The sequence below is a fragment of the Cellulomonas shaoxiangyii genome, assembly GCF_004798685.1.
GTDB lineage: Bacteria > Actinomycetota > Actinomycetes > Actinomycetales > Cellulomonadaceae > Cellulomonas > Cellulomonas shaoxiangyii.
The window spans coordinates 1,635,056-1,660,561 of sequence record NZ_CP039291.1 but is presented as its reverse complement, the minus strand read 5'-3'; the positions used below and the strand labels follow the sequence as shown (position 1 = coordinate 1,660,561).

The window sequence follows — 25,506 nt, the reverse complement described above, 5'->3', positions numbered from 1 at the left end:
GCGTCAGCCCGCGCGGCGCAGGTCCAGCGTCTCCCCCGCCACCACGCGCGCGAGCACGTCGAGGTCGACGTCGGCCAGCGACCCGGTGCGCGTGACGCCGGCGGGCGGCGCGACGGGCGCCGCCGTCTGCACCGCGATGACGCGCGCGCCCGACGCCACGGCGGACGCGATGCCCGACCGGGAGTCCTCGACCGCGACCGTGCGGGCAGGGTCGACGCCCAGCTGCCGTGCGGCCGTCAGGTACGGCTCGGGGTCGGGCTTCGGCCGGCGCACGCGGTCGCCGGCCACGACGACGTCGAACAGGCCGACGGCCGTCGCGAACGGGTCCGCCAGCACCGCGAACGAGGACGTGACGAGCGCCTGCGGGACCCCCGCGGCGTGCAGGGCCTCGACGAGCTCGCGAGCGCCCGGCTGCCAGGGGATGCCGGCGGCCACCGCCGCGCCGACCGCGCTGTTCAGGGCGTGGGCGATCTCCTCCGTCCCGAGCGCGACGCCGCGCTCCTGCAGCGCCGCCGCGCACACCGACATCGCGCTGCCCACCATCCCGACGGCGTCCGCCCGGGTCCACGTCCCGCCGTGCGCCTCGACGAGCTCGATCTCCGCGGCCCACCAGTGCGGCTCGGTGTCGACGAGAGTTCCGTCCATGTCCCACAGCACCGCGTCGGGCAGGCCGGCGGGCAGCGCGGGAGCGAGGGCTGCGGGGATCTGGTCGGTGCTGGTCAGCGGTGCCTCCGGGGCGTGCGGGCGTGCGCCGACGACCGGCGGGACGCGAGGGGTGGCCTCCAGGCTAACCGGACGGGCCGTCGCACCCCCGTCGGCCGGTCGACGAGGTCGGTCCCGCTCCGCCCGTGCGTGTGGGCCCCGGGCCCTGCTCCGGACCGGGGTGCCGGTGCCGCGCACGGCAGCCGTGCGGGTGACGCGGTGTGCGCGGTGCGCCGCGCACGGCGGCCCCTTCGCACCGCCGCGGACGCCGCGGCCTAGGCTGGGTGGGTGACCGAGCCCACCGCAGCCGACCTGCCGGCGCGCGAGACCGTCCTGCTGGCCGCGTTCGAAGGGTGGAACGACGCCGGCGGCGCCGCGACGGCAGCCCTCGAGCACCTGCACGACGCGTGGGACGCGGAGCAGGTCGACGAGCTCGACCCGGAGGAGTACCACGACTTCCAGGTGAACCGTCCGGTCGTGGGGCCGGGCCCCGACGGCACCCGGGAGATCACCTGGCCGACGACGGCGGTGGCGGTCACCACGACGCGCCGCACGGGCCGCCGCGTGGTCCTCGTGCACGGCATCGAGCCGTCGATGCGCTGGCGCCGGTACTGCAGCGAGCTGCTGGACATCGCGGCGGGCCTGGGCGTGCGGACGGTCGTGACGGTCGGGGCCCTGCTGGCGGACGTGCCGCACACGCGGCCGATCCCGGTCAACACCACGAGCGAGGACCCGGACGTGCGCGAGCTCCTGGGTCTCGAGCCGAACACGTACGAGGGCCCGACCGGGATCGTCGGGGTGCTCCAGCACGAGGCGGCGGCCCGTGGGGTGCAGGCGATGTCGCTGTGGGCGGCCGTGCCGCACTACGTCGCCGCGCCGCCGTCCCCGAAGGCGACGCTCGCGATCCTGCACCGCATCGAGTCCCTGCTGGGCGAGCCGGTCGCGCTCGGGGACCTGCCGGAGGACGCCGCCGCGTGGCAGCACGGGGTCGACGAGCTCGCGGGCGACGACAGCGAGATCGGCGAGTACGTGCGCCAGCTCGAGGAGGCGAAGGACACCGTCGAGCTGCCGGAGGCGAGCGGCGAGGCGATCGCCCAGGAGTTCGAGCGCTACCTGCGGCGCCGCGACAAGGGCACCGGCGGCTGACCCTCCGCGCGGCCGGTCCCCCGGGCGGCTCCCGCCGTCAGAGGCGCACGCCGAGCAGCGCGTCGACCGTCCGCGCGACCACGCCGGGTGCCCCGGTCTCGAGGGGCACGCCGCCGTCGAGCGCCGTGCGCGCCCAGCCGTCCACGGCGGCGAGCGCCGCCGGGGTGTCGAGGTCGTCGGCGACGGCGGCGCGCACGGCCGCAAGGACGGCCTCGGCGGCCGGTCCCCCGTTGCCCGCCAGCGCGCGGCGCCACGTCGCGAGCCGCTGCTGCGCCGCGTCGAGGTCGGCCGACGTCCACTCCCAGTCGTCGCGGTACCGGTGGGCGAGCACGGCCAGCCGGATCGCCATCGGGTCGACCCCGTCGGCGACGAGCCGCGAGACGAGCACGAGGTTGCCCAGCGACTTGCTCATCTTCTGCCCCTCGTACCCGACCATCCCCGTGTGCACGTGGACGCGCGCCGCGGCGCCCTCGTCGAGGACGCGCAGGTGCGAGTCGCTGCACTCGTGATGCGGGAAGACGAGGTCGGAGCCGCCGCCCTGCACGTCGAACGGCACGCCGAGGGCGTCGGCGGCGATCACGGCGCACTCGATGTGCCAGCCGGGCCGGCCGGTGCCGAGACCGGGCGCGTCCCATGCGGGCTCGCCGTCCCGTTCGGCGCGCCAGAGCAGCGGGTCGAGCGGCGACCGCTTGCCGGGCCGGTCGGGGTCGCCACCGCGCTCGGCGCTCAGCGCCCGCATCGTCGCCTCGTCCAGTCCGGCGACGGTCCCGAACGCGGGGTCGGCCGCGAGGTCGGCGTACACGTCGTCACCGACCGTGCCCGGCGTGTCGACCGTGTAGGCGGCGCCCGCCGCGAGCATCCGGCGCACCGCGTCGGCGATCTCCGGGACCGTCTCGACCACGCCGCGGTAGACGTCGGGCGGCACGACCGCGAGGGCCGTCATGTCGGCCCGGTACAGCGCGCTCTGGTCGGCGGCGAGGTCGCGCCAGTCGACGCCGGTCGCGGCTGCCCGCTCGAGGAGCGGGTCGTCGACGTCGGTGACGTTCGACGCGTACGTCACCTGCTTGCCGGCGTCGCGCCACGCGCGCACGAGCACGTCGAACGCGATGTAGGTGGCGGCGTGGCCGAGGTGGGTCGCGTCGTACGGGGTGATGCCGCAGACGTACAGGCCGGCCCGGGGGCCGGGGGCCGCCTCGACCAACCGGCCGCTGGAGGTGTCGCGGACGAGGACCGGTCCACCCGTCCCGGGCAGTCGTGGGATGGACGGGGCGGGCCAGGTGAGCACGTCCGGAAGCCTAACCGGCGGCGCGCGCGTGACCGTGGCCACAATGGCGAGGTGACGACACAGCGCCCGACCGCAGGGCCCACCGCCCGGGGCACCGTCCCGTCCGACGAGGTGCGAGCGCGCGTGTGGGCCCAGGACCCGGTGGGCTGGCGCCCCTGGAACCCGGCGGACGGCGGCGCGAGCACCGTCCAGGGCGCGCTGGCCCAGGTCGACGGCCCGGTGTGGGCCGTCGTCGACGACCGGCACGCGCTGCTCGCGGCAGGCCGCCTCGTCGGCGTCGGCCGGCACACGGCGGAGTCGCTGGCGCGGCACCTGGCCGCCGACGGCGCGCGACGCGCACGCGTCGACCAGGGCACGGGAGACGAGGTGGTGTTCACGGTCCCGACGGTCTCGTTCGTCGAGCACACCCGTGACGTGCGCACCGGGTGGATCACGGCCGTGCTCGGCGGGCGCGTCGTCGTGATGCTCGAGGAGGGTGACGCCGGAGTCCTGGCGGCCGCGGCGCACCGCCTCGTCGACGACGAGCAGCGGGCCGCGCACGCGGGGCACCCGGTCCTCGCAGCGACGCTCCTCGCGCTCGTGGACGCCGCGTCGGAGGTCGAGTCGTCGGTGGCCGACGCGGTCGCCTACACGGAGCGCGCCGTGTTCTCCGACGCGCCCGAGGACGAGATCGCCGGGCAGGTCTACGACCTCAAGCGGGAGATCGCCGAGGCGCGGCGGGCCGTCACGCCGCTCGCGACCGCGCTTCCCGACCTCGTCGACCGCCTGGTCGACGCCGAGCCGGGCCACCGCCGTCCGCGCTGGCTGGAGCGCCTCGAGTCGACCGTGGAACGCATCGACCAGCACCTCGACCAGGACGACGGGCTGCTGTCCGACATGCTCGACGTGCACCTCGCGCAGGTGTCGGTCCAGCAGAACGAGGACATGCGCCGGATCTCGGCGTGGGCGGCGATCATCGCCGTGCCCACGTTCATCGCGGGCGTGTTCGGCATGAACTTCGAGCACATGACCGGTCTGGGCTGGCGCTACGGCTACCCGGTCGCCCTGGCCGCCATGGCCGCGTCCGCGGTCGTGCTGTGGCTCCAGTTCCGCCGCTCCGGGTGGTGGGGCGTCAGGCGTTCGCCGGCGCGGACACGGGCTCGAGGACGCCGGTCAGCAGGAGCAGCACGATCACCAGCGCGAGACCGATCCGGTAGTACACGAACGGGCGGTAGCTGAAGGTGGAGACGATCTTCAGGAACGCGATGATCACGACGTAGCCCACGACGAAGGCGACGAGCGTCGCGACCAGCGTCACACCGAACGTGGGCGTGCCCGCCTGCCCGAAGTCGCCGACGCTCTTGGCGAGCTGGAAGAGCCCCGAGCCGAACACCGCGGGGATCGCGAGCAGGAACGAGTACCGCGCGGCGGCCTCCCGCGTGTAGCCCATGAGCAGGCCGCCGGTGATGGTGCCCCCCGAGCGGGAGACGCCCGGGACGAGCGCGAGGGCCTGCCAGAAGCCGAAGGCGACCGCGTTCCGGGGCGTCAGCTCCTCCAGGCCCCGTCGCTTCGTCCCGACGTGGTCGGCCCACCCCAGCACCAGGCCGAAGACGGTGAGGGTCAGCGCCACCAGCCACAGGTTGCGGAACGGGCTCTCGATGGCGTCCTGGAACGCCAGCCCGAGGACGACGATCGGCAGCGTGCCGAGGGTGATGAACCAGGCCATGAGCGCGTCGTGGTCCGCGGGCCGGCCGGCGGGCGCGCCGAGCCGGGACCGCAGGTCCGTGCCGTACGCGCCACGCACCGCCCGCCACCACGCCAGGACGATCCGCCTGATGTCCCCGCGGAAGTACAGCAGGACGGCGGTCTCCGTGCCGAGCTGGGTGATCGCGGTGAACGCGGCACCGGGGTCGCCGGCGCCGAGCAGCTCGCCCACGACCCGCAGGTGGGCGCTGGACGAGACCGGGAGGAACTCGGTGAGGCCCTGCACGAGCCCGAGGATGATGCCGTCGCCCGTACCGATGCCCGTCGTCACGAGGCGCAACGATAGCGGCGGGCACCACTAGGCTGGCGCGCCATGGAGCACCGCCGGCTGGGCAGCACGGGACTTCGCGTGTCCAGGCTCGGCCTCGGGACCATGACGTGGAGCCGCGACACCGACGACCACGAGGCCGCGGAGCAGCTGCGGGACTTCGTCGACGCGGGCGGCACGCTGATCGACACGTCGGCGTCCTACGCGGACGGCGGCTCGGAGCAGCTGCTCGGCGCGCTGCTGGGGGACGTCGTGGACCGCGACGACGTGCTGCTGTGCACGAAGGCCGGCGTCCGGCGCACGTCGGCGGGGGCCGCCGTGGACGCGTCGCGCGGTGCGTTGCTCGACTCCCTCGACGCCTCGCTGCGCCGGCTGCGCACCGACCGGGTCGACCTGTGGCTCGCGACTCCCGACCCCCGCACGCCGCTCGAGGAGACCGTGTCGGCGCTGCGGTACGCCGTGGCCACGGGGCGGGCCCGCTACGTCGGGCTGTCCAACCACGCCGGCTGGCAGGTCGCACGCGTGGCGACCCTGCTCGAGCCGGAGCCGGGGCTGGCCGCCGTGGAGGCGGAGTACTCGCTCCTGCAGCGCGGCGTCGAGCGCGAGGTGCTGCCGGCGTGCGAGGCGCTCGGCGCGGGCCTGCTGGCCTGGTCACCCCTGGGGCGCGGGGTCCTCACGGGCAAGTACCGGCGGACGATCCCGTCCGACTCGCGCGCCGCCTCCGCGCACCTGGCGGGGTTCGTGCAGCCCTACCTGACGGCCGACGCGTCGGGCGTCGTCGACGCGGTCGTGACCGCCGCGTCCGGGCTCGAGCGGGCACCGCTCGAGGTGGCGCTCGCGTGGCTGACCGGCCGTGCCGGCGTGGCGAGCGCGATCGTGGGGGCGCGCACCGCCGTGCAGCTGCGTGCGGCCCTCGCGGCCGAGGACCTCGAGCTGCCCCCCGAGATCGTCTCGGCCCTCGACGAGATCACGGCCCCCGCGGTGGGCTACCCCGAGCAGTCCGGCCGGCGCTGAGCGGCCGTCAGGCGTCGGCGTCCGCGAGCTCGTCGTCGTCGAGGTCCACGTCCGACTCGTCGTCCAGGTCGTCCTCGTCGAGGTCGTCGTCGTCGTCCTCCTCGGCCAGGTAGAACGGCGTCGCCTCGCCGTGCACAGTGCCGAGCGCGTCGTCGTAGACCTCGAAGGCGTCCGCGAGGACGTCGTAGGCGTCGTCCACCGCCGGGTCGTCCTCACCGTGCTTGGAGACGACGGCGGTGTAGTGCGCCTCCAGGGCGGCCACCAGACGATCGAGAGCGGCACGCGGGTCCACGGTCATGCCCCGACCGTAGCGCCGCGCGAGGCACAATGGCAGCGGATCACGGCCCGGCACGCCGCGGGCCGGGGCACCTGTGGCGGACGACACGGACGGGGTGAGGCGTATGGCCGACCGGCGCACACCGGCGGGGCGCAACGAGTGGGTGACCCAGGGCGGCCAGTGGGAGTACCGGGTGCTCACGATCCCGCGCACGACGTCGACCGGCGACGCCCGCCGCCTGCTCACGGACGAGGCCGAGTACGGCCGCTGGGAGCTCGCCCGCACGCGGCTGTACGCCGGCGGCGAGCGACGCGTGTGGCTGCGGCGCAAGATCATCAGGGTCCGCTCGACCCTCGTCTCGGCGCCGGGCTGAGCGCACGAGCCCGCACGCGCGAGCGCCCCGCACCGTCGTGGTGCGGGGCGCTCGTGCGTGCACCCGTCAGCAGGTGCTGAGCAGCCGGTCCAGGACGCGCGTACCGAACCGCAGCGCGTCGACCGGGACGCGCTCGTCGACGCCGTGGAACATGCCCGCGAAGTCCAGGTCGGGCGGCAGGCGCAGCGGTGCGAACCCGTAGCCGGTGATGCCGAGGCGCGACAGCGCCTTGTTGTCGGTGCCGCCCGAGAGCATGTACGGCAGCACCTGCGCGCCCGGGTCCTCGGCCGTCACAGCCGCGACCATGGCGTCGACGAGCGCACCCTCGAACGGCACCTCCAGGCCCGTGTCGCGCACGATGTCCTCGACGCGGACGTGCGGGCCCGCGAGCGCGGCGACCTGCTCGTCGAACTCCTGCGACAGGCCGGGCAGGAAGCGCCCGTCGACGGCGGCGGTGGCGGACCCCGGCACGACGTTCTCCTTGTACCCGGCGGCCAGGCGCGTGGGGTTCGTCGAGTGCCGGAGCGTCGCCCCCACGAAGCGGCTCGCCGGTCCGAGGGCGTCGACGAGCGCGTCCAGCGACGCCGGGTCCTCGGGGTCGAACCGCAGGCCGGTGAGCTCGGCGACGCCCTCGAGCAGCGCGCGCACCGTCGGCGTCAGCTGCACGGGCCACGGGTGGCGCCCGATGCGGGCGACGGCCTCGGCGAGGTGCACGACCGCGTTGTCGGTGTGCACCTGGCTGCCGTGCCCGGCGCGTCCGGTCGCGACGAGCCGCAGCCACCCGAGCCCCTTCTCGGCGGTCTGCAGGAGGTAGACGCGCTGCCCGGCGACGTCGACGGAGAACCCGCCGACCTCGCTGATCGCCTCCGTGGCGCCGTGGAACAGCTCGGGCCGGTGGTCGACGGCCCACCCTGCGCCCAGGCGCCCGCCGGCCTCCTCGTCCGCGAACATCGCCACGACGAGGTCGCGGGCGGGGCGGCGCCCCGCGCGCACCATCTGCCGCACGACGGACAGGACCATCGCGTCCATGTCCTTCATGTCCACGGCGCCGCGGCCCCAGACGAGGCCGTCGCGGACCTCGGCGGCGAACGGGTCGACGCTCCAGTCGGGCGCGTGCGCCGGCACGACGTCGAGGTGGCCGTGCACGACGAGCGCCGGCCGGCTGCTGTCCGCGCCCTCGACGCGGACGACCACGCTCGCCCGGCCCGGCTCGCTCTCGAACAGCTCGGGCTCCAGGCCGACGTCCTGCAGGAGGCCCACGACGTACTCCGCCGCCGCGCGCTCCCCCGGCCCCGTGCCGTCGCCGGGGTTGGAGGTGTCGAACCGGATGAGCTCGCGGCACAGGTCGACGACCTCGTCCTCGGCGGCCGGGGTCGCCTGCGGCTGCGCGCTCACGAGGCGTCGGCCCGGTCGAGGCCGCGGCGGGCGAGCAGCGGCGCGATCTCCGGGTCGCGGCCGCGCAGGTCGCGGAACGCCTGCAGGGGGTCGATCGAGCCGCCCCGGCCGAGCAGGCGGGCGCGGAACGCGTCACCGTTCTCCCGGCTCAGGCCGCCGTTCTCGGCGAACCACTCCACCGTGTCGGCGTCGAGCACCTCCGACCAGATGTAGGCGTAGTAGCCGGCCGAGTAGCCGCTGCCGAAGACGTGGTTGAAGTAGGACGTGCGGTACCGCGGCGGGACGGGGGCGAACGCGACGCCCGCCGCCTCGAGCGCGGCCGCCTCGAACGGCTCCACCTGCGCCGGGTCCGTCGGCACGTCCTCGGGGGCGAGCCGGTACCACGCCTGGTCGAGCAGCGCCGCGGCGAGGTACTCGGTCGTCGCGAAGCCCTCGCCGTCCTGGCGCGCCTCGAGCAGCGTGCGCACCCACTCGGCGGGCATCGGCTCACCGGTCTCGTGGTGCACGGCGTACGACGCGAGCACCTGCGGGTCCCACGCCCACATCTCGTTGACCTGCGACGGGTACTCGACGAAGTCGCGGGGCACGCTGGTGCCGGCCTGCGACGGGTAGCGCACCCGGGCGAGCAGGCCGTGCAGCGCGTGGCCGAACTCGTGGAAGAGCGTGATGACCTCGTCCCACGTGAGCAGGGTCGGCTGACCCGCGGGCGGCTTGGGGACGTTGAGGTTGTTGAGCACCACGGGCAGCTCGCCCCGCAGGTCGGACTGGTCGACGAGCGTGTTCATCCACGCACCGCCGCGCTTGGAGGGGCGCGTCCAGAAGTCACCGAGGAACAGGCCCATGCCGGAGCCGTCCGCGTCGAAGACCTCGAAGACGCGCACGTCGGGGTGGTAGCCGACGAGGTCGTGCCGCTCGGCGAACGTCAGCCCGTACAGGTGGTGCGCGGCGAAGAAGACGCCCTCGGTGAGCACGCGGTCGAGCTCGAGGTACGGGCGCAGCGCGGCGTCGTCGAGCTGGCGCTTCTCCTGCCGGACGCGGTCGGCGTAGTAGGACCAGTCCCACGCCTCGAGGGTCGCGCCCGGGTGGTCGGCCCGGAGCGCGACCTCGAGCTCCGCGGCCTCGGCCCGCGCGTTCGCGACGGCCGCCGGTGCCAGGCGCGCGAGCATGCCGGCGACCGCCTGCGCCGACCCGGCTGTCGCGTCCTCGGCGACGTAGGCGGCGTGGTGCTCGTACCCGAGCAGGCGGGCGCGCTCGGCCCGCAGGCGCACGAGCGCCAGGAGGGTCTCGCGCGTGTCGTTCTCGTCGCCCGTGGCGCCGCGCGTCACGGACGCCCGGTGCACGCGCTCGCGCAGGCCGCGGTCGCGCAGCGACGCGAGCACCGACTGCTGGGTGGGCAGCTGCAGCTCGATGAGCCACGCGCCCTCGTGCCCCTGCTCGGCGGCGGCCTGGGCGGCGGCGTCGCGCGCGTCCTGCGGCATGCCGTCGAGCTCGGCCTCGTCGGTGACGAGCACCGCCGCGGCGTTCGCGCCGGCGAGGAGCTTGCGCCCGAACGCCGCGTCGAGCGACGTGATCTCCGCGTTGATCGCCCGCAGCCGGTCCTGCTCCGCCTCGGGCAGGCCGACGCCGGAGCGGGCGAACGCGCGGCGCGTGCGGTGCAGCAGCCACGCGGTGTCGGGCGCGAGCTCGGTGCCCTCGAGCGACGCCGCGAGCGCCTCGACCCGCGCGTGCAGGCGGGCGTCGAGCCAGATGGCGTCCTGGTGCGCCGCGTACAGCGGGGCGAGCTGCTCCTCGATCTCCTGCAGCCCGGGCGTGGAGTCGGAGCCCGCCTGGTTGTAGAACGCGGACGCGACGCGGTGCAGCAGGTGCCCGGACAGCTCGAGCGGGACGAGCGTGTTCTCGACGGTCGGTGCGGCGGGGTCGGTGGCGACGGCCTCGACCTCGCGGCGCTGCTCGGCCATGCCGGCCAGCAGGGCGGGCAGGTAGTGCTCCTCACGCACGTCGCGGAAGTCCGGCAGGCCGTAGGGCAGCACGGACGGGTGCGCGAAGGGGTTGGTCGGGTCGAGGGTGGCCGCGTCGGGGGAGGTCATGCGCCCATCGTCACAGACGGCGCGGCCCCGGGGGGTCCATCCACGAGCGCGCCGACCGGCGTGGCGGGCAGCCCGTGGGCGTCGGCCACGGCCGCGCTGCACAGCAGGCCGGCGTGCGTGGTCAGGCCGGCGGCGAGCGACGGGTCGGCGGCGACCGCGCCGCGCCACCCGCGGTCCGCGAGCGCGCCGAGGTAGGGCAGGGTGACGTTGGTCAGCGCCCGGGTCGAGGTGACCGGCACGGCGCCGGGCATGTTGGCGACGCAGTAGAAGACGGACTCGTGCACACCGAACGTGGGGTCGTCGTGCGTCGTGGGACGCGTGTCCGCGAAGCACCCGCCCTGGTCGACGGCGACGTCCACGAGCACCGAGCCGGCGCGCATCGCGGCGACGAGCTCCGTGCTGACGAGGTGGGGGGCACGGGCACCGGGCCGCAGGACCGCGCCGACCACGAGGTCGGCGTCGAGGAGCTCACGCTCGAGCGTCCAGACCGACGACGCGAGGGTCCGCACCGACCCGCCGAACCTCGCGTCGAGCCCCCGCAGCCGCGGCACGGACAGGTCGAGGACCGTGACGTCCGCGCGCATGCCGACGGCGATCTCCGCCGCGTGGCTGCCGACGACGCCGCCCCCGAGGACGACCACCTTCGCCGGCGCGGTCCCCGGGACGCCGCCCAGCAGCACGCCCCGGCCGCCACCCCCGCCGCGCATCAGGTGGTACGCGCCGACCTGCGTGGCGAGGCGACCGGCGACCTCGCTCATGGGCGCGAGCAGCGGCAGCGAGCCGTCGGGCGCCTGCACCGTCTCGTAGGCGATTGCCGTCGTGCCGGCGGCGAGCAGCGCGTCGGTGGCGGGGCGGTCGGCGGCGAGGTGCAGGTACGTGAACAGCACGAGGTCGGCACGCAGGTAGCCGTACTCCTGCGCGACGGGCTCCTTGACCTTGCACACGAGCGCGGCGGACCAGGCGTCGGCGGCCGTGGGCACGATGCGCGCGCCGGCCTGGACGTAGTCCGCGTCGTCGAGCCGGGAGCCCGCGCCGGCGCCCGTCTCGACGAGCACCTCGTGCCCCGCCCGGACGAGCCGGTCGACGCCCGCGGGCGTGACGGCCACGCGGTGCTCCTGGTTCTTGACCTCACGGGGGATGCCGACCTGCATGAGCGTGCTCCTTGGGTGCGGGGGCGGGCGCGGACGGCGCCGCCGCGGTGAGCGCGACGCCGGCGTGACGGCGGTCACCTCCCAGTGTGGACGTCCTGCGGTGCGCGTGGGTGGCCACGGGCCCCGGTGGGTACCGTCGCTGCATGGCCGCCGACGCCTCCCGCGTCCACCGCAAGGCGCGCACCGGCGCACCGGCCGGCTTCTTCGCGTGCGAGGCGGCCGGTCTGCGCTGGCTCCGGGTGCCCGGCGGCGCCCGCGTCGTCGACGTGCTCGACGTCGCCGACGACCACCTCGACCTCGTCCGGCTGACGCCCGTGCGGCCCGACCGGGCCGCCGCGCGGGCGTTCGGCGCCGCTCTCGCGCGCACGCACGACGCCGGCGCGGCCGCGTTCGGGGTGCCTCCCGACGGCTGGTCGGGCGACGGGTTCTTCGGCCCGCTGCACGACCCCCTGCCGATGCGGGCGGGCGCGTACGCGTCGTGGGGTGCCTTCCTCGCCGACTGCCGGATCGCGCCCGTCGCGGCGGCGCTGCGCAGCGCGGGCCGCACGGACGCCGCGGACGACGCCGCCCTCGCCCTGCTCGCCGACCGGCTCCGGGCCGGCACCTGGGACGACGACGAGCCGCCGGCCCGGCTGCACGGCGACCTCTGGTCGGGCAACGTCGTGTGGACGGCGCAGGGCGCCACGCTGATCGACCCCGCCGCGCACGGCGGGCACCGGGAGACCGACCTCGCGATGCTCGCGCTGTTCGGCCTGCCGCACCTCGACGAGGTGCTCGGCGGCTACGCCTCCGTGCACCCGCTGCCGCGCGGGTGGCGGCACCGCACGAGCCTGCACCAGCTCTACCCGCTGGCGGTGCACGCGCTGCTGTTCGGCGGCGGCTACGTCGCGCAGACGCTGGCCGTCGCGCACCGCTGGGCCCGCGCGTAGCGGGTGCGCACCGGTACCGCCGGTGCCCAGGCACCGCCCAGGGTCCGGGTCTACGGTCGTGCCAGCCCCGGACGGGACCCGACCGTCCGGCCACCCTTCGGGAGGTGCACGATCCGTCGCCCCATCGTCCTCGTCCACGGCACGCGCACGTCCGCGGAGATCTGGCACGCCCAGGTCGCCGCGCTGCGCCACCGCGGTCACCCGACCCATGCGATCGACCTGCCGGGCCACGGCAGCCGCAGCGACGAGCGGTTCACGCTCGAGGGCGCCCTGGCTGCCATCGACGAGGCGGTCGACGCGTGCCCGGTGCCGCCACTGCTCGTCGGGCTGTCGCTCGGCGGCTACGTGTCTCTCGCGTACGCGGGGCAGCACGAGGACAAGCTCGCGGGCGTCGTGCTGGCCGGGTGCTCGACGGAGATCAAGGGCAAGCCGGTGAGCCTCTACCGGCGCGCGTCGACGCACGTGGCCCGCTGGCTCGGCCGCGGGCAGGGCACGTGGCACGTCGTGACGGACATGCTGGACGCGCTCGCGGGGTACTCCCCGCTGCGGGACCTGCGCCGCCTGCTGCTGCCGGTCTGGGTCGTCAACGGGCAGCGCGACCCGCTGCGCCTCGACGAGCGGCGCTTCCTGCGCGCGCAGCCCCGGGTGCGGCTGACGGTCGTCCCCGGTGCCGGGCACGACGTCAACAGCGAGGCGCCCGCCGCGTTCAACCGGGTCCTGCTCGACGCGCTGCACGAGCTCCCCGCGCAGGTCCCGTCGCCCGCGTACGCCTGACGGCCCGGGCGTGCGCGCCGCCGCCCGGCTAGCCTCGCCGGGACGACGGAGGGAGGCGCCCGTGGAGCGCATCGCGGTGCTGTCCGACGTGCACGGCAACATGGCGGCGTTCGACGCGGTGCTGCGCGACGTCGACGCGCGGGGTATCACCACCGTGCTGAACCTCGGGGACGTCGTCGGCAAGGGGCCGCGCGGGCACGAGGCCGTCGCCCGGAGCCGCGAGCGCTGCGCCGTGACCGTGCGCGGCAACTGGGACGACTTCCTGCCGCGCCCGGAGACGGTGCGCGACGAGGCGCTCACGTGGTGGTTCGACGAGCTGACCCCCGACGACCACGCGTGGCTCGTCGGCCTGCCGCTCGTGCACCACGTCGAGCTGAGCGGCCGGCGCGTCCGGCTGCTGCACGCGTCCGCCCGCAGCGTGCACGTGCGCGTGCGGTTCCACCACACCGCCGAGGAGTTCGCCGGCATGTTCGCCACCACCGAGCTCACCGGCGACGGGCCGGAGCCGTCGATGGTCGGGTACGGCGACGTGCACGACGCGTACGTCGAGACGCAGGACGGGCGCACGCTGTTCAACGTCGGCAGCGTCGGCAACCCGCTGGACGAGCCGACCGCGTCCTACGTCGTGCTCGAGGGCGAGCCGGGCGGCGACCGGTCCGCGCCGTTCTCGCTGCAGGTGGTCCGGGTGCCCTACGACGTGGAGGCGGAGATCGCCGTCGCGCGCGACCTCGGCATGCCGCAGCTCGAGGCGTACGCCGTCGAGCTGCGGACCGGCGTGTACCGCGGCCTGCACGCCGAGCGCGGCCTGCGCGCGGCCGACGTCCTCTGACGCCGGCCGTCAGCGGTCCGGTGCGCCGAGGAACGTGCGCAGCGCCGAGACGAACGCCTCGGGCTGCTCGGAGTGCACCCAGTGCCCCGCGCCCTTGAGCGTGACCAGCGTCGTGCGGGGGAACAGCCCTCGCATGACCGGGCCGTGCTCGGGGCGCACGTAGTCCGAGCGGTCCCCCGCGACCCACAGCACCGGGTGGTCGAAGGTCGCGTCGCCGGGGTCGGGGAACCCGCCGATCGTCGGCAGGTCGCGGCGCAGCAGGTCGAGGTTCGCCTGCCAGCGGAAGCCGTCGCCGTCGGCCCGCAGGTTCTGCAGGAGGAACCCGCGCACGCGTGCGTCTGCGACGCGCTCCGCCAGCCGCTCGTCCGCCTCGCCGCGCCGGGTCACCGTCGTCAGGTCGATCGCCGCGAGGCTGTCCAGCAGGTGCGCGAACTCCCCCAGGGACCCGCCCGAGGCCGGGGCGATGTCCGCGACGACGAGCCGGTCCACGAGGTCCGGGTGGCGCAGCGCCAGGACCATCGCGACCTTGCCGCCCATCGAGTGGCCGACGACGTGCACGGGCCCGTCCGCGGCGAACCCGGTGCGCAGGTGCGCCGCGACGAGGTCAGCCGTCTGCACGTAGTCGAAGCGGTCGGTCCACGCCGACCGCCCGTGGTTGGGCAGATCCACCAGCAGGGCGCGGAACTGCGGCTGCAGCGCCTTGGCAACCTGCGTGAAGTTGCGGCCCTGCCCGAACAGCCCGTGCAGGAAGACGACCGGTGCGCCGGTGTCCCCCACGCTCGTCGTGCTGACGGTCTCGGGGGCGGACGCGGTGCTCACGGGGACAGAGCCTAGGTCGCCGCGCTGCCGAGGGCCGATCCGCCGTCGGCAGCGCGAGCCCCGTCGGGCGCGGTCGGCGGCGCAGGGTGGTGGCATGACCACGCAGACACCCACCCGGTCCTACGACGACGAGCTGCTCGCGCGGCTCGCGTACGAGCGCATCGTCGTGCTGAGCACGGCGCTCGACGAGCACAACGGGCACCGCATCGCCGCCCAGCTGCTCCTGCTGTCCACCGAGGACCCGCGCACCGACGTCACGCTGTGGATCAGCTCGCCCGGGGGGTCGGTCCCGGCCATGCTCGAGATCCACGACGTCATGCGCATGATCCCCAACGACGTGCGCACCGTCGCCGCCGGCATGGCCGCGAGCGCGGGGCAGTTCCTGCTCTCGGCCGGCACGCCCGGCAAGCGGTACGCGCTGCCGCACGCGCGCGTCCTGCTGCACCAGGGCTCCGCCGGCATCGGCGGCACCGCGGTCGACGTCGAGCTGCAGGCGGACGACCTGCGGCACACGCGGGACACCGTGCTCGGGCTGGTGGCGCAGCACACCGGTCAGCCGGTCGAGCGGATCCGGGAGGACTCGCTGCGGGACCGGTGGTTCAGCGCCGAGGAGGCCCGCGCGTACGGGTTCGTCGACGCGGTCGTCGGATCCCTGGCCGACGTGCGGCCGACGGCGGGCGCCGCCCCGCGCGTGGGGGTCCGGCCGTGAGCACCTACACCGTGCCCTACGTGACCGAGCGACGGGCGGGCGTCGAGCGGACCCTCGACATCTTCAGCCGGCTGCTGTCCGAGCGGATCGTCTACCTCGGCACCGAGATCGACGACGGCGTCGCGAACGTCCTCGTCGCCCAGCTCCTGCACCTGGAGTCCGAGAGCGAGCTGCCGATCCAGCTGTACGTCAACTCCCCCGGCGGCTCGACGTCGGCCATGCTCGCCGTCTACGACGCCATGCAGTACGTGCGCGCCCCGGTCGCGACGACGTGCGTCGGGCAGGCGGGCGGCCCGGCCGCGGTCCTGCTCGCGGGCGGCGCCGCCGGCCGCCGCGGGGTCCTCACGCACGGCCGGGTCGTGCTGCACCAGCCCGCGACACGGGGCCAGGGCACCATCCCGGACCTCATCCTGGCCGCCGACGAGATCCTGCGCGTGCGCGGGCAGCTCGAGGAGGTGCTCGCCCGGCACACCGGCAAGGACGTCGAGACGCTGCGCCACGACACCGACCGCGACCTCGTGCTCACCGCGGAGCAGGCGGTCGCGTACGGGCTGGCCGACGAGGTGCTGACCGCCCGGCCGCGCTGACGACACGGCGGCACACGCGTCCGGGGGGTCCTGGGGTCCGCGGCCGGCGTGGCAGGTGTCTCGGGCGGCGCCCGTCTCAGGCAGCGCCCGTCTCAGGCGGCGCGGAGCACCGGCCCGCCGGTCGGCACGGACGGCACCGCGACCGCGCCCGACCGTCCCCAGCCGTCCGGCGACGACGTCAGCGCGAGCACCGGCCGCCCGCCGCGGTCCCGCGCCGCCGGCACCCCGAGGGCGTCGACGATGCCCTGCGCGAGGTCGACGAGCGTGAGGCCGAGCGCCTCCGTCAGCGCCGCGAGCACCTCCGACGACGGCTCCTTGAGCCCGCGCTCGACCTCCGACAGGTACTGCGGCGAGAGCCTCGCGCGCACCGCCACGTCGGTGAGCCGCAGGCCCTGCACCTCCCGCTCGCGGCGCAGCAGCGCGCCGATGGTCCGCCGCCACGCCGTGGGGCGCCGGCGGGCCGGGACGTGGGCGACGACGTCGTGCGGCATGGCCCGACGCTAGCCCTGCTCCCGGTGCCCGCGGCAGCCGATCCGCTCACGGCAGAACGCCGCGGAACGCCCCGGCAGGGCGCCCGGTCAGGAGCCGTCGGCCGGCACGCCCCCGTCGGCGCGCGCGGGCGGCGGCGCCGCCGAGCGGCCGAACCAGGAGCCCGCCGTGACGGCGCACCCGAGGAGCAGCCCCGCCACCACGTCCGACGGGTGGTGGACGCCGAGCAGCACGCGGTCGGCGGCGGTGAGGACGGCGACTGCCGCTGCCGCGGTCGCGACGAGGACGCGCGCGCGGCGGCCGAGCAGCGGCCACAGGACGGTCGTCAGGACGGCACCCACCGCGGCCGCGCCGACCGCGTGCCCCGAGGGAAAGCTGAAGCCCGACGCGTGCGCCAACGGGTCCTCGAGCGCGGGGCGGGCGCGCTGCACGAGCTGCTTCACGACCGTCGACGTGCCCCACGCCGCCAGCATCGTCACCACGCCCCAGAGCGCCCGCGACCCCAACCCGTGCCGGCGCGCCGCCCACAGGCAGACGCCGGCCCCCGCGAGGACGAGCCAGCCCGGCTGCGTGACCTCCTGCCACCCGAGCAGCGCGGCGTGCAGGGCCGGCTCGGCACGCGTCAGGTCCGTCACGCCCGCCACCGCGCGCACGTCGAGGCCGTGGAGGTACGACGACTCCCCGCGCACGGCGACGGCGATCGCGACGACGGGCGCCGCGAGCAGCAGGGACGCCCCGGCACCCCGGAGCACGCGGCGCAGGCGCGGCCACGGCGGGCCCGCAGGCGCGTCGGGTGCGCGGGGCACGGCCCCGGCCGCCCGCGCAGCGGTCGGGGCACCCGGGTCGCGACCGTCCATGTCCAGGAGGTTAGGTGTCGCACGCCCCCGCGGCCCGGCGGAGGGCTGCGCCGCGGCGGCCCGCCCGAGAACGCCGAAGGCCCCCGACCGGCGGGTCGGGGGCCTTCGTCGTCGCTGTCTCAACGAGTGTCCGGAGGGGGACTTGAACCCCCACGCCCGTTAGGGCACTAGCACCTCAAGCTAGCGCGTCTGCCATTCCGCCACCCGGACAGGTGGAACCTCGGCGGCCCTTGCGGACCCCTCGGCGCGGCAGAAAACATAGCACGGCGCCCGCCTGATCCCCGCATCGGCGCCCGGCGGCCGGGACGACGCCGCCGGTGCCGTCCCGGTGCGGGGCGGATCCTCAGGACACCGGCGGGCCGACGCGACGACGACGCCCGGCAGGGGCAGACTCCCTGGTGAGGGCACCGACGGACCACGGAGGCACCGCATGGCGGACGTGAGCGGCACGAACTCGTCCCGTCCCCGCGCCGGCGCGGTGAGCCCCGTCGCGCGCCGCGTCGCCGGCGGTCGGCGCAACCCGCACGTCGTCGGCACGGAGGAGACCGCGCCGCGCTGGCTGCGCCGGTCGGCCGGGATCTCGTGGCGCCTGCTCGTGGTCGTCGCCGCGATCGTGCTCGTCTTCTACGCGACGTCGCGGGTGCAGCTGCTGTTCGTCGCCGTGTTCCTCGCGCTGGTCTTCACCGCCGTGCTGCGCCCGCTGGTGGACGTGATGGCCCGCGTGATGCCGCGCGGGCTCGCGACGGCGCTCGCGCTGCTCGGGGGGATCCTCTTCTTCCTCGGCATGCTCACGTACGTCGCCTACTCGATCGCCACGCAGTGGAACGACCTCGCGCGGCAGTTCGAGACGGGCATCGGGCAGATCACCGACTTCCTCGAGAGCGGCGCGCTGCCGTTCACCATCACCAACGACCAGATCGTCGACGCGATCGACGACGGGGTCGCCTGGGTGCGGGAGCACGCCGGTGACATCGCGACGCAGGCGGCCGCCGGCGCCGGGTCGGTGGCCATCGCGTTCACGGCGATCGCCCTCGCGATCTTCTGCACGGTCTTCTTCCTCGCGCGCGGCACGCAGATGTGGACGTGGTTCCTCAACCAGCTGCCCGCACGGGTGCGGGAGTCGTGGGTCACCGCCGGCGGCGCCGGCTGGTACACGTTCTCCGGGTACACGCGCGGGACCGTCCTCATCGCTCTCGCCGACGGGATCCTCGCGTTCGTGCTGCTGAGCGTCCTGCGCGTCCCGCTCGCGGCGCCGCTGGCGGTGCTCGTGCTCATCGGCGCGTTCATCCCGCTCATCGGCGCACCGGCCGCGATGGTCGTCGCGATGATCGTGGCGCTCGCCGCGAACGGGCTGTGGGGCGCGGTGGCGGTCGGCGTGGGCATCGCCCTCATCGGCCAGCTCGAGGGGCACGTGCTGCAGCCGCTCATCATGGGCAAGCAGGTGTCGCTGCACCCGGTGGTCGTCGCGCTCGCCGTCACCGCGGGCACGCTCGTGGCCGGGATCCTGGGCGCCGTCATCTCGGTGCCCCTCGTCGCCGTCGCGTGGGCGGTGTACTCCCACCTGCGCACGCTGGACCCGCCGATGGACGAGGAGGGCGTGACCGAGCCCGAGGACGACGAGGACGACGACGAGGACATGCCGCCCGTCGTGGGCACGTCGGTCACCGCTCCCCCGGTCGCCTGACCCCGCCCCGGTCCGCTCACCCCGCCCCGGTCGCGTGCCGGCGCGTCGACGCCGAAGGCCGTCACGCGCGCGTCACTGGAAGTCGCGCGACGCCGTGCGCACCCGCAGCGACAGCGGGCTCAGGTGCTCCGCGACGAGGTTCGTCGCGCCGTCCGCCTTCTCCAGCCGCCCCCGGACGACCATCGCCTTCGCCGTGCGCGCGGTGCGCCGGAACCGCTGCCACAGCCCCGGTGAGCACACGACGTTGACCAGCCCGGTCTCGTCCTCCAGCGACAGGAACGTCACGCCCTGCGCCGTGCCGGGCCGCTGCCGGTGCGTCACGACGCCCGCGACGGCCACGCGCCGCCCCTCGTCGGTCCGGAACACCTGCTCGACGCGCAGCACCCCCGCGCGGTCGAGGCCGTCGCGGACGAACTGCGTCGGGTAGGAGTCCACCGACACCCCGGTCGCCCACACGTCCGCGGTCGCGACCTCGACGTCGGCGAGCCCCGGCAGGGTCGGTGCCCGGACGCCGACCGCGACGCCGGGCAGCGTGTCCGGACCCTCCTGCGCGAGCGCCCCGGCCGCCCACAGCCCCGCGCGCCGGTCGACGCCGAGCCCCGCGAGCGCGCCCGCCGTGGCGAGCGCCTCGAGCTGCGGGGTGCTCAGCCGGACGCGCTGGACGAGGTCGTGCAGGTCGGCGAACGGCCCGTGCGCGGTCCGCTCGGTGACGAGCCGGCGCGCGAGGTCCTCGCCGATGGTCCGCACGGACGACAGCCCCTGGCGCACCGCCAGCGAGCGCGGGCGGGCGTCGCCCGCGCCCGTGCGCACGCCGGGGGCGGCGACCGGCCCCGTGCCGCTGGGCGTCGGCACGAGCCGGGGCTCTGCGCCGGGCGGCGTGGGACCGACGCGCTCGACGACCGCGAGCGCGTCGGAGGCCAGCACGTCGGGGCGCAGCACCTCGACGCCGTGCCGGCGCGCGTCGGCGACGAGGCTCTGCGGCGAGTAGAAGCCCATGGGCTGCGCGGCGAGCAGCCCGGCGTAGAAGGCCGCCGGGTGGTGGACCTTGAGCCAGGCGCTGGCGTACACGAGGAACGCGAACGAGTACGCGTGCGACTCGGGGAACCCGAAGTCCGCGAACGCCTTGAGCTTGTCGAAGATCTGCTCGCGCACGTCCGGCGGGATGTCGTTGCGCGCCATCCCGGCCATGAGCCGGGCACGGAGCGCCTCCATGCGCTCGGCCGACCGCTTCGAGCCCATGGCGCGGCGCAGCTGGTCGGCCTCGGCGGGGGTGAAGTCGGCGACGTCGATCGCCATCTGCATGAGCTGCTCCTGGAACAGCGGCACGCCCAGGGTCTTGCCGAGCGACTTCTCCAGCAGCGGGTGCAGGTACGTGACCTTCTCGCGGCCCCGGACGCGGTTGATGAAGGGGTGCACCGACCCGCCCTGGATGGGCCCGGGCCGGATGAGCGCGACCTCGACGACGATGTCGTAGAACCGCTTCGGCTGCAGCCGCGGCAGCGTGCCCATCTGCGCGCGCGACTCCACCTGGAAGACCCCGACGGTGTCCGCCGCGGACAGCAGCTCGTACACGAGCGGGTCCTCGTACGGCAGCGCGTGCAGGTCGAGCACGACGCCCTCGTGCTTCTGGACCTCGGTGAAGCCCAGGCGCAGCGCGGTGAGCATGCCGAGGCCCAGCAGGTCGAACTTCACGAGCCCCGCGTCGGCGCAGTCCTCCTTGTCCCACTGCAGGACCGTGCGGCCCTCCATGCGCGCCCACTCCACGGGGCACACCTCGATGACCGGCCGGTCGCACATGACCATGCCGCCGGAGTGGATGCCGAGGTGCCGCGGCAGCCGCAGGAACCGCTCGGCGAGGTCGATGACGTGGTCGGGGATGTCCTCGCTCTCCGCCGCGGACGGCGGCAGCACGTCCGGCACCACGTCGTGCTTGTCGCCCGTCGCCCGGCCCGCCCCCTCGGGCACCGGGCCGACCGGTCCCGCCGTCGTCAGGTGCCACCACGACGACGGCCGCTCGGGCCCGCGCAGGCTCCCCCACCGCTCGATCGACGTGCTCCACGCGTCCTGCTGGCCGACGTCGTACCCCAGCGCACGGGCGGCGTCGCGCACGGCGGAGCGCGGGCGGTAGGAGATGACGTTCGCGACCTGCGCGGCGTGCGTGCGGCCATGGGTGGCGTAGACGTGCTGGATGACCTCCTCGCGCCGGGCGGACTCGATGTCGACGTCGATGTCGGGCGGCCCGTCGCGCTCCGGCGCGAGGAAGCGCTCGAACAGCAGGCCGTGGCGCACGGGGTCGACCGCGGTGACACGCAGCACGTAGCAGACCGCCGAGTTCGCGGCGGACCCGCGGCCCTGCGCGAGGATGCCGCTGCGGCGGCAGAAGTCGACGAGGTCGTACACGACGAGGAAGTAGCCGCAGAACCCGAGGTCCTCGATGACGCGCAGCTCGTGCTCGAGCTGCGCGTACGCACCCGGCACGCGCTCGCCGTCCGGCGGGCCGTAGAGCTCGTGCGCGCCGCGGCGGACGAGCTCCCGCAGCCAGGTCGCCTCGGTGTGCCCGGGCGGGACCGGGTACGGCGGCAGGCGCGGCGCGACGAGCGACAGGTCGAACGCGCACTCCGCGGCGAGGTCGGCAGCCGTGGCGACGGCGTGCGGGTGGCGGCGGTGCAGGTCGAGCATCTCGGCGGCCGAGCGCAGGTGCCCGGTCGGCGACGCGGGCAGCCAGCCGTCGAGGTCGTCGAGGGACGAGCGCGCCCGCACGGCCGCGAGCGCCTGCGCGAGGTCGGCGTCCCGCGGCGTCGCGTAGTGCACGTTCCCGGTCGCGACGAGCGGCAGCCCGGCGTCGGCCGCGAGCGCGGCGAGCGCGTCGGCGCGGTCGGCGTCCCAGGCGTCGCCGGCGCCGGTCGTCTCGACCGCGACGTTGCCGCGCCCGAACAGCGCGACCAGCCGGTCGAGCTCGCGGCGCGCTGCCTGCGCGCCGCCGGGCGCGACGCCGCCGACGCCCGACGGGTCGCCGCCCGCGAGCGCGCGACGCACCGCTCCCTTGCGGCAGCCGGTGAGCACGAGCCACTGCCCGTCCGCGGCCGCGGCGAGGTCCTCGAGGCGGTGGTCGGCGGCGCCCTTGCGGCCCGTGCGCAGGTGCGCCTCGCCGATGGCGCGCGACAGCGACCGGTAGCCGTCCGGCCCGCGCGCGAGCACGAGCAGGTGGGTGGACCGGGGGTCGGGCGTGCCGGTCGGCGCGTCGAGCACGGGCGCCGGGGACGCGCGTCGCTCACGCGCGTGGCGCCGCCCGTCCGGGGCGGGCAGGTGCAGCTCGGCGCCGAACACGGTCGGCAGGCCGACCGCGCGGGCCGCCTGGGCGAAGCGCACGACGCCGTACAGGCCGTCGTGGTCGGTGAGCGCGAGCGCCCGCAGGCCCAGCCGGGCGGCCTCGGCGGCGAGCTCCTCGGGCTGGCTCGCACCGTCGAGGAAGCTGAACGCCGAGTGCGCGTGCAGCTCGGCGTAGCGGGCGGGGCCGGCGCCGGGGCGGGTGTCAGTCATAGTCCGCCTCGCACGTCCACGCCCCGTCCGCCCACGTGAGCAGCACGGCGCCGCCGTCCTCGAACGCGACCTGCGCGTGCGCCCGGACCTGCGGCGGGCTGCCCGGGTGCGCCCACCAGCGGTCGGTGAGCAGCCACGGCCCGGCCCAGCCGGCGACGACGCGCGGACCGGCCCCGGGCGGCGCGGCCGCGACCGGCCAGCGCACCGTCGTCGGCGGCCCGCTCAGGCGCCCGCGCCGGTCCACGCCCACCGGGCGCCCCGCACCGTCGCGCACGTCGACGCGCACGGGCGCGGTCAGCACGGTCGCCGGCGCCGGGTCCGGCAGCCGCCCCGGCCAGGGCAGCGCGGCCTCGCGCGGCGGGGCGCTCTGCTCGCCCCACGGGCGCACGTGCACCTGGTCCCGGGGGTCGCGCCCGCCCTGCAGCGTCGCCGTCAGCACGCCCGCGCCGCCGACGATGCTCTGCGCGCGTTCCAACGCGCGGTGGGCCCGCAGGTCGCCGCCCGACGGCCCGCCCCACAGGCGGCTCTGCTCGGCACCCGCCGGCGCGACGTCGAGCGCCGTCAGCACGAGCCGGACCAGCGCGACCGGCTGCTCGTCCTCGGGCTCGACGGCCGGCAGGTCCGCCGCGCCGAGCGGGTCCGCCGCGCCGGGCGGGTCGAGCAGGTCACCGCCGCCGCGGGCACCCCGTCCGGCGCGTGCCGCGACCCGCCGGTCCCCCGCGGTGGCCACCGCGCTCGCCGTCAGCCACCCGTCGAGCTGCCACCGGATGCGGTCGGTGATGCGCGCGGGCGTCAGCCCGCCCCACCCGCCGAGGTCGGTGCGCCAGGTGCGCACGAGCTCGACCCCGTCGTCGGTGCGCGCGCTGACCTGCAGGCGCCCGCACGTGACCGACCGCGCCACGAGCTCGTCGTGCAGCTGCTCGGCCAGGCGCCGGCCGGCGAACGTCGCGGCGTCGACGCGCTCGACGGGCGGGTCGAGCACGGCCGCGACCTCGAGGTCCGCCTCCGGCCGGCGCCGCGCCGGCGGACGCTCGTCGAGGCCCCGCGCGAGCGTGTGCGCCCACGTGCCGAGCCGCCCGAACCGTGCGTGCACGTCCCCGGGCGGCAACGCGGCGAACGCGCCGAGCGTGCGCAGGCCCAGCCGGTGCAGCAGGTCGACGAGGCCGGACACCTCGGCCGCGGCCTCGGGGGTCACGGTCGCGTGCACGAGCTCGGTGACGCCGTGCGGCGCGAGGAACACCGGCGACGCACCGGGCTCGACGACGGCGCCCGTGCGCGCCGCCAGGACGGCCGCGAGCAGCCCGTCGGCGGTGCCGACGCCGCACTCGTGCCCCGTCCCGCGCGCGACCGCGTCCACGAGCCGCTCCGCGAGCGCCTCCTCCGAGCCGTGGTACCGGCTCGCGCCGTCCGCGGGCAGCAGGAGCAGCCCGGGACGCACGACCTCCACGCCGGCGACCACGGTCTCGGCCGCGGCGGCGACCGGCTCGAACAGCCGCACGTCGCGCGCGTCGTCGGCGGGCAGCAGCACGAGCTCGGGGCAGCAGCCCTGCGCCTGCCGCCGGCGCATGCCGCGGCGCACGCCCTCGGCCCGGGCGAGCGCCGACACGGCGGTGACGCGTCGACCGTCGTGCACCGCGGCGGGCAGGTGGCCGGGCACCTCGTCCGCGACCGTCGCCGCGACCACCGGCCAGTCGGGCACCCAGACGACCGTCGTCCGCGTGGTCATCAGCCCACCAGCCGCAGGCCGGTGCGCGGCGCGTCGACGGTGCGCGGGCGCCCGGGCCCGGCCGGGGCGCCGTCGCCCGGTGGGGGGAACGGCAGCACGACGTCCACGGCGTGCGGGACGGCGGCGCTCCCGCGGCCGGTGCGGCGCACCCGCAGCTCGCGCGCGCGCAGCCGCCCGTCGCCCGCGCCGACCCCCGTCCACCGCGCGTGCTCGACCTCGAGCACGACCGCGGCGCCGGACCACGCGACGGTCGGCAGCAGCACCGACCCGCGCTCGCGCGCCCGGGCGGACAGGCGGCGCCGGTCGGCGTCCGTCAGCGCGGCGGCCGGCCCCACGAGCACCACGTCGACACCGTCGAGCAGCGCACCCAGCACCGTCGCCGTGTCCGGCCCGGGGGTCGGCACGACGGCGAACCGTGCCAGGTCGACACCGGCCTGGGACGCCGCGAGCAGGCCGAGGTCCGGCTGCCCGACCGCGACGGCCCACGCCCCGCCGGCGCACGCGTGCGCGAGCACGCCCAGCGCGAGCGACGTCGAGCCGAGCACCGCGGTGGTCGCGCCGCGCCGCAGCCCGTCGGGCAGCACCGTCGCGAGGCCGGGCGGGACGGGCAGCGGCGGGCGCTCGGTCGTCAGCAGCGACGTGCGCCGCGTCCCCTCGGTGGCCGCCGCAGCCAGGCGGTCCGGCACGCGATCCGGCACGCGGTCCGGCACCGCGTGCACGGGCGCGCGGTCGACCGTGGGGTCCCGGTCGGGCCCAGTCGCCGGTGCCGTGCCGGGCTCCGTGCGGACGCCTGCCCGCGCCTCTGCCCACACCTCTGCCCGCGCCTCCGCCCGCGGTGCGGGCACCGTCCACGCCGCCGCATGCTGCGTGCGCACCGCCCGGGCCCCGGTGCGCTGCTCCGCGGCCGCGAGCGCCGCACGCGCCCGCTCGGCCCGCTCCGCGGTGCTCGTACCCACCGGTCCACCTCCCGCACGATCCGTCGAGCACGCGGCCACCGCCGGCGGCCGTTCGAACACGTGTTCGATGATGCCAGTACACGCTGACACCCGCGGGGGTGTCAATCCGCCCGACGGGGCGACGCCCACCTGCGGCGACGGGCCGCGGGTGCGACACCGGCGCACC

General features: G+C 76.4%; 23 protein-coding genes and 1 tRNA gene. 10 read left to right on the top strand and 14 right to left on the bottom strand.

The window, feature by feature from the left end:
• Nucleotides 1–3: 3 nt before the first annotated feature.
• On the bottom strand, nt 4–657 hold the full coding sequence (locus E5225_RS07655; RefSeq protein WP_341765661.1) for an HAD family hydrolase: 654 nt from the start codon (nt 655–657) through the stop codon (nt 4–6).
• Nucleotides 658–990: 333 nt separating this feature from the next.
• On the opposite strand from E5225_RS07655, the gene E5225_RS07650 reads away from it, so the two are divergent.
• Nucleotides 991–1,848 (top strand): PAC2 family protein, encoded by an 858-nt coding sequence (locus tag E5225_RS07650; protein ID WP_135973779.1) that lies wholly within the window; start codon nt 991–993, stop codon nt 1,846–1,848.
• Nucleotides 1,849–1,885: 37 nt separating this feature from the next.
• Here the strand turns inward: E5225_RS07650 and mshC are convergent, their stop codons facing one another.
• Nucleotides 1,886–3,133 (bottom strand): cysteine--1-D-myo-inosityl 2-amino-2-deoxy-alpha-D-glucopyranoside ligase, encoded by a 1,248-nt coding sequence (mshC, locus tag E5225_RS07645; protein ID WP_135973778.1) that lies wholly within the window; start codon nt 3,131–3,133, stop codon nt 1,886–1,888.
• Between the two features lie 51 nt (nt 3,134–3,184).
• Between mshC and E5225_RS07640 the strand changes: the two genes are divergently transcribed.
• A complete protein-coding gene (locus E5225_RS07640) occupies nt 3,185–4,351 on the top strand; it encodes a CorA family divalent cation transporter (protein WP_135973777.1) in 1,167 nt (388 codons plus the stop codon).
• Here the strand turns inward: E5225_RS07640 and E5225_RS07635 are convergent.
• Entirely contained in the window at nt 4,245–5,147 is a 903-nt protein-coding gene (locus E5225_RS07635; RefSeq protein WP_135973776.1) for an undecaprenyl-diphosphate phosphatase, read from the bottom strand. The genes E5225_RS07640 and E5225_RS07635 overlap by 107 nt on opposite strands.
• 42 nt (nt 5,148–5,189) lie before the next feature.
• Between E5225_RS07635 and E5225_RS07630 the strand changes: the two genes are divergently transcribed.
• Nucleotides 5,190–6,158, top strand: a complete 969-nt coding sequence (locus tag E5225_RS07630) for an aldo/keto reductase (protein WP_135973775.1) — start codon at nt 5,190–5,192, stop codon at nt 6,156–6,158.
• Nucleotides 6,159–6,165: 7 nt separating this feature from the next.
• Here the strand turns inward: E5225_RS07630 and E5225_RS07625 are convergent, their stop codons facing one another.
• A complete protein-coding gene (locus E5225_RS07625) occupies nt 6,166–6,456 on the bottom strand; it encodes a primosomal protein (protein WP_135973774.1) in 291 nt (96 codons plus the stop codon).
• Between the two features lie 103 nt (nt 6,457–6,559).
• On the opposite strand from E5225_RS07625, the gene E5225_RS07620 reads away from it, so the two are divergent.
• Nucleotides 6,560–6,808, top strand: a complete 249-nt coding sequence (locus tag E5225_RS07620) for a DUF5703 family protein (RefSeq protein ID WP_135973773.1) — start codon at nt 6,560–6,562, stop codon at nt 6,806–6,808.
• A 66-nt stretch (nt 6,809–6,874) separates the two neighbouring features.
• Here the strand turns inward: E5225_RS07620 and E5225_RS07615 are convergent, their stop codons facing one another.
• The 3 genes from E5225_RS07615 to ald are packed head-to-tail and all read right to left on the bottom strand — an operon-like array spanning nt 6,875 to nt 11,441.
• Nucleotides 6,875–8,203, bottom strand: coding sequence for a M20/M25/M40 family metallo-hydrolase (locus E5225_RS07615; protein WP_135973772.1), 1,329 nt, complete (start codon nt 8,201–8,203; stop codon nt 6,875–6,877).
• Nucleotides 8,200–10,290 (bottom strand): M3 family metallopeptidase, encoded by a 2,091-nt coding sequence (locus E5225_RS07610; protein ID WP_135973771.1) that lies wholly within the window; start codon nt 10,288–10,290, stop codon nt 8,200–8,202. The genes E5225_RS07615 and E5225_RS07610 overlap by 4 nt, the downstream gene beginning before the upstream one ends.
• Entirely contained in the window at nt 10,287–11,441 is a 1,155-nt protein-coding gene (ald, locus tag E5225_RS07605; protein ID WP_135973770.1) for an alanine dehydrogenase, read from the bottom strand. Before ald ends, E5225_RS07610 begins: the two co-directional genes overlap by 4 nt.
• 143 nt (nt 11,442–11,584) lie before the next feature.
• On the opposite strand from ald, the gene E5225_RS07600 reads away from it, so the two are divergent.
• The 3 genes from E5225_RS07600 (at nt 11,585) to E5225_RS07590 (ending at nt 13,973) form a co-directional block, all read left to right on the top strand.
• The gene (locus E5225_RS07600; protein WP_135973769.1) at nt 11,585–12,370 is read left to right on the top strand and encodes a fructosamine kinase family protein; all 786 of its coding nucleotides are present in this window, start codon (nt 11,585–11,587) and stop codon (nt 12,368–12,370) included.
• 3 nt (nt 12,371–12,373) lie between these two features.
• The gene (locus E5225_RS07595) at nt 12,374–13,144 is read left to right on the top strand and encodes an alpha/beta fold hydrolase (RefSeq protein WP_243738261.1); all 771 of its coding nucleotides are present in this window, start codon (nt 12,374–12,376) and stop codon (nt 13,142–13,144) included.
• Nucleotides 13,145–13,205: 61 nt separating this feature from the next.
• Nucleotides 13,206–13,973, top strand: coding sequence for a metallophosphoesterase family protein (locus tag E5225_RS07590; RefSeq protein WP_135973768.1), 768 nt, complete (start codon nt 13,206–13,208; stop codon nt 13,971–13,973).
• A 9-nt stretch (nt 13,974–13,982) separates the two neighbouring features.
• Here E5225_RS07590 and E5225_RS07585 read toward each other — a convergent pair whose 3' ends face one another.
• Nucleotides 13,983–14,792: an alpha/beta fold hydrolase gene (locus tag E5225_RS07585; protein WP_243738260.1), complete on the bottom strand. Its 810-nt coding sequence runs from the start codon at nt 14,790–14,792 to the stop codon at nt 13,983–13,985.
• A gap of 94 nt (nt 14,793–14,886) precedes the next feature.
• Here E5225_RS07585 and E5225_RS07580 point away from each other — a divergent pair, with 94 nt between their 5' ends.
• Entirely contained in the window at nt 14,887–15,501 is a 615-nt protein-coding gene (locus tag E5225_RS07580; protein ID WP_135973766.1) for a ClpP family protease, read from the top strand.
• A complete protein-coding gene (locus E5225_RS07575; protein ID WP_135973765.1) occupies nt 15,498–16,088 on the top strand; it encodes a ClpP family protease in 591 nt (196 codons plus the stop codon). The genes E5225_RS07580 and E5225_RS07575 overlap by 4 nt, the downstream gene beginning before the upstream one ends.
• A gap of 92 nt (nt 16,089–16,180) precedes the next feature.
• Here the strand turns inward: E5225_RS07575 and E5225_RS07570 are convergent, their stop codons facing one another.
• From E5225_RS07570 to E5225_RS07560, 3 genes are all read right to left on the bottom strand, one after another.
• Nucleotides 16,181–16,579: a helix-turn-helix domain-containing protein gene (locus E5225_RS07570; protein ID WP_135973764.1), complete on the bottom strand. Its 399-nt coding sequence runs from the start codon at nt 16,577–16,579 to the stop codon at nt 16,181–16,183.
• 87 nt (nt 16,580–16,666) lie between these two features.
• Nucleotides 16,667–17,434 (bottom strand): phosphatase PAP2 family protein, encoded by a 768-nt coding sequence (locus E5225_RS07565; protein WP_135973763.1) that lies wholly within the window; start codon nt 17,432–17,434, stop codon nt 16,667–16,669.
• A gap of 127 nt (nt 17,435–17,561) precedes the next feature.
• Nucleotides 17,562–17,644, bottom strand: a tRNA-Leu gene (locus tag E5225_RS07560).
• 220 nt (nt 17,645–17,864) lie between these two features.
• On the opposite strand from E5225_RS07560, the gene E5225_RS07555 reads away from it, so the two are divergent.
• Complete coding sequence (locus E5225_RS07555) at nt 17,865–19,118, top strand: AI-2E family transporter (protein ID WP_135973762.1); 1,254 nt, start codon at nt 17,865–17,867, stop codon at nt 19,116–19,118.
• 72 nt (nt 19,119–19,190) lie between these two features.
• Here the strand turns inward: E5225_RS07555 and dnaE are convergent, their stop codons facing one another.
• From dnaE to E5225_RS17730, 3 genes are read right to left on the bottom strand one after another with little or no spacing between them, the layout of a single operon-like run.
• Nucleotides 19,191–22,658 (bottom strand): DNA polymerase III subunit alpha, encoded by a 3,468-nt coding sequence (dnaE, locus tag E5225_RS07550; RefSeq protein WP_135973761.1) that lies wholly within the window; start codon nt 22,656–22,658, stop codon nt 19,191–19,193.
• On the bottom strand, nt 22,651–24,384 hold the full coding sequence (locus E5225_RS07545; RefSeq protein WP_136225384.1) for a DNA polymerase Y family protein: 1,734 nt from the start codon (nt 24,382–24,384) through the stop codon (nt 22,651–22,653). Before E5225_RS07545 ends, dnaE begins: the two co-directional genes overlap by 8 nt.
• Entirely contained in the window at nt 24,384–25,340 is a 957-nt protein-coding gene (locus tag E5225_RS17730; protein ID WP_208012550.1) for a hypothetical protein, read from the bottom strand. The genes E5225_RS07545 and E5225_RS17730 overlap by 1 nt, the downstream gene beginning before the upstream one ends.
• Nucleotides 25,341–25,506 lie beyond the last annotated feature (166 nt).

Excerpts from the sequence above, each read along its gene's own strand:
- E5225_RS07630 (WP_135973775.1), top strand. The coding sequence starts at position 5,190 with ATGGAGCACCGCCGGCTGGGCAGCACGGGACTTCGCGTGTCCAGGCTC.
- E5225_RS07625 (WP_135973774.1), bottom strand. The coding sequence starts at position 6,456 with ATGACCGTGGACCCGCGTGCCGCTCTCGATCGTCTGGTGGCCGCCCTG.
- E5225_RS07620 (WP_135973773.1), top strand. The coding sequence starts at position 6,560 with ATGGCCGACCGGCGCACACCGGCGGGGCGCAACGAGTGGGTGACCCAG.
- E5225_RS07610 (WP_135973771.1), bottom strand. The coding sequence starts at position 10,290 with ATGACCTCCCCCGACGCGGCCACCCTCGACCCGACCAACCCCTTCGCG.
- ald (WP_135973770.1), bottom strand. The coding sequence starts at position 11,441 with ATGCAGGTCGGCATCCCCCGTGAGGTCAAGAACCAGGAGCACCGCGTG.
- E5225_RS07600 (WP_135973769.1), top strand. The coding sequence starts at position 11,585 with ATGGCCGCCGACGCCTCCCGCGTCCACCGCAAGGCGCGCACCGGCGCA.
- E5225_RS07580 (WP_135973766.1), top strand. The coding sequence starts at position 14,887 with ATGACCACGCAGACACCCACCCGGTCCTACGACGACGAGCTGCTCGCG.
- E5225_RS07570 (WP_135973764.1), bottom strand. The coding sequence starts at position 16,579 with ATGCCGCACGACGTCGTCGCCCACGTCCCGGCCCGCCGGCGCCCCACG.
- E5225_RS07565 (WP_135973763.1), bottom strand. The coding sequence starts at position 17,434 with ATGGACGGTCGCGACCCGGGTGCCCCGACCGCTGCGCGGGCGGCCGGG.
- E5225_RS07555 (WP_135973762.1), top strand. The coding sequence starts at position 17,865 with ATGGCGGACGTGAGCGGCACGAACTCGTCCCGTCCCCGCGCCGGCGCG.
- dnaE (WP_135973761.1), bottom strand. The coding sequence starts at position 22,658 with ATGACTGACACCCGCCCCGGCGCCGGCCCCGCCCGCTACGCCGAGCTG.
- E5225_RS07545 (WP_136225384.1), bottom strand. The coding sequence starts at position 24,384 with ATGACCACGCGGACGACGGTCGTCTGGGTGCCCGACTGGCCGGTGGTC.